Genomic DNA, 7,878 nt, shown 5'->3' with positions numbered 1-7,878 from the left:
CGGCGCACGCGGCCGACTTCGCCTTGCCCGCCGCCGCGTCGCCGGCGGCCAGGGCGCTACCCCACGCGCCCATCAGGGCGCAGGCCAGTGTCGCAACGAGGACCTTCTTCATTTCGTTCTCCCGGTGGATGGTGGTAGGAGCCCCGCGGTGGGGCCTGGGACCGCACCGCGTCCGGGGCCGGAGTGACTCATTGCGTATAGCAGCCCCACCTGGACCGGTCAACCCGAGCCACCGGGTGCCGGATCGCAGGCAAAAAAAAGCCCCGGCTCAACAATCGGGGGGGAAGGGTAATAAACCGGGGCATAAGATCTCCGGCTGGGATTGCCGGGTCGAGCACCCGCCCAGGGAGGTCGGGCGGGGAGCGCAGTTCCCGCGCTCGAGAGAGTAGACAAGAACGTTCGCGGAAAAGTTCCCCCGCCGGGGCAGACCCTCCGGTCCGCCCGGCAAGGCGCCGCCTTTCTCAGTATAGGTCAGTCGAGGACGCGCAAGGCGGCCGGGTGGCGGGCGTTCACCCAGCGGTCGCGCGGGGAGGTATTGAGCCAGCCCCGGCCCTCGATGCGCTGGCCCGCGAGCGAGCGGGGGCGCAGGCCGGGAAAGTACTCCATGTCCCGATTGTCGACCCGCACCGAGAGCCCGCCCCCCAGGTTGAGCCACCAGGCGTTGCGGCCTTCGCCCACCCGCTGCACGCGGCCGGTGACGAACCAGAAGCCCTCGGCGTTGGGCGGGAGTTGGGCGGGAGGCGTGGGGCGAAAGCGCTCGTCGCTCCACATCCCGCGCCCCGCTTCGCGCATCTCGCGCTCGGCGTCCCGGTAGCACTCCCAACTCCAGGCGTTCGGCGGCACCACGATGCTGGCCGCCAGTCCGCGGCTGAGCATCTCGCGCTGCACGTTGGTGCCGTCGGGGAGGAACACGTGGGCCAGGGTGCGACCGTAGGTGTCCTCGCGCTCCACGTCGAAGCGCAGGCCAACCCGCTGGCCGGCGCCGGTCAGTTCCTCGAGGGCGCTGCGGGCGACGGTCGCGAAGGGCTCCGTGGGGCGCTCGTCGTAGCGGATCTCGGGGGCGTTGATGCCGAGCATGCGCACCTTGCGCCCGTCCTTCAGGACCAGCGTGTCCCCGTCCAGCACCGACCGGACTTCGGCCCAGGCGTCGATGCGGTCCGCAGGACAGGCCTCTGCGGCCGCGGCCACAACCGCGAGCGGCGGGGCGAGCCCGAGCCCCAGGGCGAGTGCGGCCCGCGCGAGCCAGGGACGCCGGATACAGAAAAGGCGTCCTGCTGGACGCCTTTCCCGACCGCCCGGTCGAGCCCGGGCGCGGTCCATCACGCCATCCCGTACTTGCGCCGGAATTTGTCCACGCGGCCGGCCGTGTCCATGATCTTCTGCTGGCCGGTGAAGAAGGGGTGACACTTCGAGCACACGTCGAGGTGCAGGTCGCGCGCGGCCGTGGAGCGGGTCTTGAACGTATTCCCGCAGCTGCAGGTCACGGTGATCTCGGCGTACTTGGGGTGAATGTCGGGCTTCATGGGGCTTCCTCCAGGCAAACCGACCCACAGCGGGACGGCCGCCAGTCGCAAGCGCGGAAAGATACGGAATCCCGGCCCGCAGTTCAAGCGGCGGCTCGCAGTTCGAGCGGCCCTCAGAGTCCCAGCTCGCCCCAGAGGGCGTCCACGCGGCGCTGGACCTCGGGGTCCATGACGATGGGGCGCCCCCAGGTCCGGTGGGTCTCCCCGGGCCACTTGCGGGTCGCGTCGATCCCCATCTTCGACCCCAGCCCCGCCTCGGGCGAGGCGAAGTCGAGGTAGTCGATCGGTGTCCTCTCCACGAGCACGGTGTCCCGGGCCGGGTCGACACGTGTGGTGAGGGCCCAGATGACGTCGGTCCAGGAGCGGGCGTCGATGTCGTCGTCGGTGACCAGCACGAACTTCGTGTACATGAACTGGCGCAGGAACGACCAGACCCCGAACATCACCCGTTTCGCGTGCCCGGGGTACTCCTTCTTCATCGTCACCACCGCCATGCGGTAGGAGCAGCCCTCGGGCGGCAGGTAGAAGTCCACGATCTCGGGAAATTGCTTCTGGAGGATCGGGACGAAGACCTCGTTCAGAGCCACCCCGAGCACCGAGGGCTCGTCCGGGGGACGCCCGGTGTAGGTGGAGTGGTAGAGGGGGTCCTGCCGGTGGGTCAGGCGGTCGATGGTGAAGACCGGGAAGCGCTCGACCTCGTTGTAGTAGCCGGTGTGGTCCCCGAAGGGCCCCTCGGGGGCCTCGTCGCCCGGGTGGAGATGGCCCTCGAGCACGATCTCGGCGCCCGCGGGCACCTGGAGGTCGTGGGTGAGGCAGCGCGCCACCTCGCTGCGCGCCCCCCGCAGCAGGCCGGCGAAGGCGAACTCGGACAGGCTGTCCGGCACCGGCGTCACCGCCGCCAGGATGGTCGCCGGGTCCGCGCCGAGGGCGACCGCGACGGGGAAGGGCTCGCCCGGGCGGGCGGCCTGCCAGTCCCGGTAGTCGAGTGCCCCGCCCCGGTGGGCGAGCCAGCGCAGGATGGCGCGGTTGCGCCCGACGACCTGCATGCGGTAGATGCCGATGTTCTGGCGCGGGCGGCTCGGGCCGCGGGTCACCACGAGGGGCCAGGTGATGAGCGGCCCCGCGTCCCCCGGCCAGCAGGTCTGCACCGGAAGCCGGGCGAGGTCAACCTCCGTGCCCTCGAGCACCTGCTCCTGGCAGGGGGCGCGGCTCACCACCTTCGGCGCCATGTTCAGCACCTGACGGAAGGCGGGGAGCTTCTCCCAGGCGTCGCGCAGGCCCCGCGGGGGGTCGGGCTCCTTGAGGAAGGCGAGCAGCCGGCCCACCTCGCGCAGCTCCTCGACCGAATCCCGCCCCATGCCGAGCGCGACCCGCCTCGGGGTCCCGAAGAGGTTCGCGAGCACCGGCATCGTGTGGCCCTTCGGGCGCTCGAAGAGCAGCGCCGGCCCGCCGGCGCGCAGGACCCGGTCCGAGACCTCGGTCATCTCCAGGCGCGGGTCCACCTCGACCCGGATGCGCTTGAGCTCCCCGATGGCCTCGAGCCGGGTGACGAAATCCCTCAGGTCCCGGTATTGCATCTATGCCGCTCCTGCCGTGGTTCGGATCCTCGCGCCCGTGCGGTGAGGGGCCGACCGCCCCGGGCCTCCGGGCCTCCGGGCCTCAGTCGTCCGCGAACGTCGCCAGCACCGGGGTGTGGTCCGAGGGGCGCTCGAGCTTGCGCGGGCCGGGGTCGATGGTGCACGCGGTGCACCCGCGCGCGAGCGCCGCGCTCGCCAGGATGAGGTCGATGCGCAGGCCCATGTTCCGCCGGAAGGAGCCCTGGCGGTAGTCCCACCAGCTGAAGCTCTTCTCGGGCTGCGCGAACTGCCGGAAGCAGTCCACCAGACCTACCGCGAGCAGCCCTTGCAGCGCCTCGCGCTCCGGCGTGCTGCAGTGGATGTGCTCCCGGTACGCCTCCGGGGCGTACACGTCCCGGTCCTCGGGGGCGATGTTGAAGTCCCCGACCACCGCGAGCCGCGGGTAGCGGGTGAGCTCGCTGCGCACGTGCCCGGCCACCCGCGCGAGCCACTGGAGCTTGTAGGCGTAGCGCTCGGAGCCCACCTCCTGTCCGTTGACGACGTAGAGGTTCAGCACGCGCACGTCCCCGAGGGTCGCGGCGAGGATCCGCCGGTCCGGGTCCGGCAGGCCGGGGAGGTCGGTCAGGACCTCGCGGGCCTCCACGCGCGAGAGCAGGGCGACCCCGTTGTAGGCCTTCTGCCCGGCGAATACCGAGCGGTAACCGGCCTCTGCGAAGGCTTGCGCCGGGAACTGGTCGTCGGTGAGCTTCGTCTCCTGCAGGGCGAGCGCGTCGGGCTGCGCGGCGGCGAGCCAGTCCAGCACGTGCGGCAGGCGCACCTTCAGGCTGTTGACGTTCCAGGTGGCGAGTTTCATCGGCTGGCCCCGTGATCGAATTGCGCTGCCCTCGAGGGGCGGACCTCCGGCCCCAGGCCGGTCTCCGGCCAGAGGTTAACCTGGGCGGCGGCTGTGAGACACTGCCGATGTCCGGCGAGTCTCGTCACCCACGGCCGGCATCCACCTCGAACGACAGGAGTCCGTCATGTTCCAGATGCTGCAGAACCCCCTGGCGCTGGCCGGCCGTCTGCTGATGGCTGCGCTCTTCCTGCCCGCCGGCATCCACAAGGTCACCGGGTTTGCGGGAACCGTCGGCCACATCTCGTCGGCGGGTCTGCCCATGCCGGAAGTGGCCGCCGCGCTTGCCGTGGCGGTGGAGATTGGCGCCGCCGTGGCGCTGATCCTCGGCTATCGCACCCGGCTGGCTGCCATCGCGCTCGCGGTCTTCACCCTGGTGGCATCGTACTTCTTCCACAACTACTGGGCGATGCCGTCCGACCAGCAGATGGTTCAGCAGCTCATGTTCTTCAAGAACATGGGGGTGGTGGGCGGCCTGCTCACGATCGCTGCCTGGGGTGCGGGTGCCTGGAGCATGGACGGCCGGGGCAAGGCCTGAGCAGGGCCTGACCAGGGCCTGAGCAAGGGCTGAGCAAGGCCTGAGTGCATGGACCGGCCGGCGCCAGGTGTTCCGGGAGCCGGCCGGTCCCGGTCTCAGAAATCGCCGCCGAGCCCGAGCCGCGCATAGGTGCGCTCGAAGGCGCACAGGTCGAGATTGGAATCCCGATCGACGTGCCCCACCTGCAGGCGGGGCGTCAACCTCCAGAACCGTATCCTGCGGTTCGAGACGTCCAGTTGCGCCTTCTTCTCGACGTCGCGTCGAGTCTCGGAGAAGAGAGGGTCCGCCTCCCGGTAACGGCTGACCGCCCCGGAGAGGAGCGTTCCGACGATCCATCTGCCACGCGGACAGGTAGGGGTAGTCGTGGTAGTGGAACTGGTACGCGGCCATCCCGAACTTGACCGCCGCGTCCTCCCGAACCTGGTGATAGTCACTGACCGCTGCGACGGCGCCCTCGTAGAGGCGAGCCCCCCCGTAGCTGCTTGCGTGCCCGCCCGTCAAGCACCGCCTGACGCGAGCCGGCCGAGGCGCTCCGATTCGGCGCGTGCTTCGGCCAACAACTGGCCCCAGTCCGACGGTGGACGGCCGCTGTCGAGCATCCGGCGGAACACCCGGTACGCGTCGTCAGCGCTCTCGTAGGCCCGCTTTGTGTCCTCGTCGTTGACCCAGGCGAACACGATCACCTTGGCCTGCGCGTGGAACCGGAAGAACAGCCGGTACTGCTGGAAGAACTTGGCCCGGAACCAGTGCTTGTGCTCGTCGCCGAGCGTGTTGCCCTGGCGGTACTCTGGCCGGGCGGGGTCTTGCGGGATCACCTCGAACGCCAGCTTGGCGATGGCGGCCAGGCGCTTGGTGGCGTTCTTCTTGATGTAGCCGGCCGGGTCCTTGCGCTTGAGCGCCTCGACCTGCGCCGTTAGCGCGTCGAGTTGGTCAAGGAAGATCGGGTGGGCGAAGAGGGTCCAGCCGTTGACGACCAGCGGTTTGTCGCCGCTCATTCATCGTCGGCCGACAGCGGCGCGTCCAGATCGATCTCGACACCGCCAACCAGCGCCTGGATGCGCTGCGCAAGACCGGCGTCCACGGCCCGAACACGCTCGGGGTGCTCGGCCAGGTCGCGGGCCAGGAAGCCGAGAAACGGCGCCAGTGCAGGATCGTCGTTCTCGTCAGCGGCCGCACGCGTGAGCACGACCTCGCCATCCGGACGGATCGTGTAGTGGATCTTGTCGCGCTTGCCCAGGCGTAGGGCCCGGCGCACCGTCTCGGGAACGGTGGTCTGGTAGCGGTCGGTCAGCGTCGACTCGACTTGCACGGCGGCGGGCATGGCAGTTCTCCGGCTAGGACGCGTTGCGCAGAGGGTAATGCATTTGCATTGCCATGTCAATGCAAATGCATTGTCTACTGGTCAGGCCGGCAGCGAAGCCAGAGCCTGCTGCAACGACCGGTACTGGCCTGCCGGGTCGGCCTTCGCGTCGATGCGCTGGTCTTTGGCGGCCTGCAACCAGCGTCTGGCCCACGCCATCACCTCGTCGCGGTCGAACCGGATCAGCTTCTGAACCCGACGATGCGGAACGCCGAGCGAGTCCCGCGTCGGCTTGTGGCTGAAGATGTAGAGGGGCAACCCAGTCACGGACGCGATTTCGCGCGGGTCCATCAGCTTGGAGCCGCTCGGGAGGACGACGTCGCCGGCGCTCTCCCAGGTCGATGCCCGCAGGGCTTGGGACTCGAAGTCGAGGACCTCGTCCATCGGGTAGACGACGCGCTTGGACATCTTCATGAACCGGGGGCCCCGGCCTTCGCTTCGCCAAGGCTGGAGCGTCTTCGGGCTGAGGTTCCACCGCTCGGCCAGATCGGCTTCGTTGATCATCATCTTCTGCATGGGTGACTCCTTGCGTGGTTGAGGGCAGCGCATTCAGGCGTATGCCCTGCCACCAAGCCAAGTCCTCACCAGTGCACCCACGTCCTCTATCGCCGGCAGCCCGAAAGGCGTGTGGCCGCCAAGGGCGCGATCCGAGTGGATGCGGGTAAATCCCTTCGATGCCGCTGAAGCCCGCAAAGTACGTAGCGTCACCGCGCATCTGCGCAACCGGGGGTAGTGCAGTTTCCATCGTGTTAGGCTTGCACCTGCAGTTCCCCGTTCCCCCGAACGAACCAGAGAGAGTCCTCCCAGAGAGGAAGCGTGCCCTCGAAGGCGACCCTGACCCCCTTCGATTCCTTGCTTCGGCCGTCGGGGCTCACCCGGTACCGGAGACCGCCGATCTCCACCTCTCGGGCCGAGGTGCTCTGGACCGGATTGCTGTCGGTGACGAGGTCGACGGCCACGCTGAAGTTTGCGGTGCGTTCCCTCAGGCGGGCCAGGACGTTCAGTATGTTGCGGCGGACGTCGTCCGGGAGATCGTGGGCGAGGACCTGCTCGAAATTGTACCGGGCGCTGTCGTGCTGACCGCTCAGCACGAGCACGCGGCCCAGTTCCAGCCTGGGCCGCATGAGGGAGGGGTCTCGTGTGAGCATCCAGCGAAACTCGTCGGCGGCCTCGAGGTATCGCCCGAGCTCGGCCAGCGCCATCCCGCGGATCCATCCCGCGGATGAAGTGGAGTTGAAGATCGTCAGGCTCCGCGACGATGAGCCGCTGCGCCTCCTCGAGCGTTTCTTCGAGAACCGTCCGCTTGGCCTCCCTGGGGTCCTCCCCGTGCACGGACGAGTGCCACAGAAACAAGAGGAGGGCGGCCCACAAGGGGCCGCGCAGTCCGTTCATCGGAGGAACGGATGGCAGGAACCTATTTGCGGCCTCCGAACGCGCCCATGTATCCGGAGACTCCCGCGCCTCTTGCCGAGAAGCCTCCCCCGATCTCCTCGGCGGCCGGTCCATAGAACGAGCCCGTGGCCGTGCCGGTCATCGGAGCGTTCCCGACGCCACCGCCCACGGTGGTGACGGGCCCCGAGAACTGGTTGACCCCCGGCGCGTAGGTGAGGGTGCCCGACAGATTCAGGTTGTCGTTCGCGGAGATGGTGGCCAGGCCGGCGGTCTGGTGCGTGTTCGTGGTGTTGAACCCGATGCTCCTGGCCCCGAAGTCCACGGTCGCCGTCACGTCCGCGAAGGCCAGGTTCTCGGTTCCGGCCGGGTCGACATAGTGGCCCAGGGTTGCTCCAAGATACGTCGCTGTCCCCAGCGTCGGGATGGAGGAGACTGGCGTGAGCGCGCCCAGGCTGAAGGTCCCCGCGATCTTAGGGATCCCCTCATTTGAGTGGATGGGTCATAAGGAGAATTGATCGGCAAACTGTTGATGCTGCGAGTGTTCGGGATCATGCTGCGAGCCCTGATCCGGGCAGAGAGGAGCGCAGCATGGCCAA

Annotated in this window: 10 protein-coding genes and 1 pseudogene; 1 reads left to right on the top strand and 10 read right to left on the bottom strand. The window is 68.8% G+C overall.

All coding sequences use genetic code 11. The features are described 5' to 3' along the window. Window positions 1-471: 471 nt before the first annotated feature. The 4 genes from KA217_11540 to xth all read right to left on the bottom strand — a co-directional run bounded on the left by KA217_11540 (window position 472) and on the right by xth (window position 3,953). Window positions 472-1,188 (bottom strand): thermonuclease family protein, encoded by a 717-nt coding sequence (locus KA217_11540; GenBank protein ID MBP7713072.1) that lies wholly within the window; start codon window positions 1,186-1,188, stop codon window positions 472-474. A 131-nt stretch (window positions 1,189-1,319) separates the two neighbouring features. Then, window positions 1,320-1,523 (bottom strand): 50S ribosomal protein L31, encoded by a 204-nt coding sequence (rpmE, locus tag KA217_11535; protein ID MBP7713071.1) that lies wholly within the window; start codon window positions 1,521-1,523, stop codon window positions 1,320-1,322. 113 nt (window positions 1,524-1,636) lie between these two features. Then, window positions 1,637-3,100 (bottom strand): 4-hydroxy-3-polyprenylbenzoate decarboxylase, encoded by a 1,464-nt coding sequence (gene ubiD / locus KA217_11530; GenBank protein ID MBP7713070.1) that lies wholly within the window; start codon window positions 3,098-3,100, stop codon window positions 1,637-1,639. Between the two features lie 82 nt (window positions 3,101-3,182). Beyond that, a complete protein-coding gene (xth, locus tag KA217_11525) occupies window positions 3,183-3,953 on the bottom strand; it encodes an exodeoxyribonuclease III (GenBank protein MBP7713069.1) in 771 nt (256 codons plus the stop codon). Between the two features lie 166 nt (window positions 3,954-4,119). Between xth and KA217_11520 the strand changes: the two genes are divergently transcribed. Then, the gene (locus KA217_11520; protein ID MBP7713068.1) at window positions 4,120-4,530 is read left to right on the top strand and encodes a DoxX family protein; all 411 of its coding nucleotides are present in this window, start codon (window positions 4,120-4,122) and stop codon (window positions 4,528-4,530) included. A gap of 95 nt (window positions 4,531-4,625) precedes the next feature. Here KA217_11520 and KA217_11515 read toward each other — a convergent pair whose 3' ends face one another. The 6 genes and pseudogenes from KA217_11515 to KA217_11490 all read right to left on the bottom strand — a co-directional run bounded on the left by KA217_11515 (window position 4,626) and on the right by KA217_11490 (window position 7,778). After that, entirely contained in the window at window positions 4,626-4,964 is a 339-nt protein-coding gene (locus KA217_11515) for a DUF560 domain-containing protein (GenBank protein ID MBP7713067.1), read from the bottom strand. A 63-nt stretch (window positions 4,965-5,027) separates the two neighbouring features. Beyond that, a complete protein-coding gene (locus tag KA217_11510; GenBank protein MBP7713066.1) occupies window positions 5,028-5,525 on the bottom strand; it encodes a type II toxin-antitoxin system YhaV family toxin in 498 nt (165 codons plus the stop codon). Further along, window positions 5,522-5,851 (bottom strand): type II toxin-antitoxin system PrlF family antitoxin, encoded by a 330-nt coding sequence (locus tag KA217_11505; GenBank protein ID MBP7713065.1) that lies wholly within the window; start codon window positions 5,849-5,851, stop codon window positions 5,522-5,524. The genes KA217_11510 and KA217_11505 overlap by 4 nt, the downstream gene beginning before the upstream one ends. Before the next feature lie 363 nt (window positions 5,852-6,214). Further along, a pseudogene (locus KA217_11500) lies at window positions 6,215-6,439 on the bottom strand (DNA-binding protein). Window positions 6,440-6,639: 200 nt separating this feature from the next. Beyond that, the gene (locus KA217_11495) at window positions 6,640-7,092 is read right to left on the bottom strand and encodes a hypothetical protein (protein ID MBP7713064.1); all 453 of its coding nucleotides are present in this window, start codon (window positions 7,090-7,092) and stop codon (window positions 6,640-6,642) included. Window positions 7,093-7,304: 212 nt separating this feature from the next. After that, window positions 7,305-7,778 carry a transferrin-binding protein-like solute binding protein gene (locus tag KA217_11490; GenBank protein MBP7713063.1) on the bottom strand — a complete coding sequence of 158 codons (474 nt, stop codon included), beginning with the start codon at window positions 7,776-7,778 and terminating at the stop codon, window positions 7,305-7,307. Window positions 7,779-7,878 lie beyond the last annotated feature (100 nt).

Source organism: Gammaproteobacteria bacterium (assembly GCA_017999615.1).
Lineage (GTDB): Bacteria > Pseudomonadota > Gammaproteobacteria > JAABTG01 > JAABTG01 > JAGNLM01.
Note: the sequence above shows the minus strand (reverse complement) of the source record. Positions and strands in the feature narration are given on the sequence as shown.

Coding starts and splice junctions, on each gene's coding strand:
- KA217_11495 (MBP7713064.1), bottom strand. CDS start 7,092: ATGGCGCTGGCCGAGCTCGGGCGATACCTCGAGGCCGCCGACGAGTTT.
- rpmE (MBP7713071.1), bottom strand. CDS start 1,523: ATGAAGCCCGACATTCACCCCAAGTACGCCGAGATCACCGTGACCTGC.
- xth (MBP7713069.1), bottom strand. CDS start 3,953: ATGAAACTCGCCACCTGGAACGTCAACAGCCTGAAGGTGCGCCTGCCG.
- KA217_11505 (MBP7713065.1), bottom strand. CDS start 5,851: ATGCCCGCCGCCGTGCAAGTCGAGTCGACGCTGACCGACCGCTACCAG.
- ubiD (MBP7713070.1), bottom strand. CDS start 3,100: ATGCAATACCGGGACCTGAGGGATTTCGTCACCCGGCTCGAGGCCATC.
- KA217_11510 (MBP7713066.1), bottom strand. CDS start 5,525: ATGAGCGGCGACAAACCGCTGGTCGTCAACGGCTGGACCCTCTTCGCC.
- KA217_11520 (MBP7713068.1), top strand. CDS start 4,120: ATGTTCCAGATGCTGCAGAACCCCCTGGCGCTGGCCGGCCGTCTGCTG.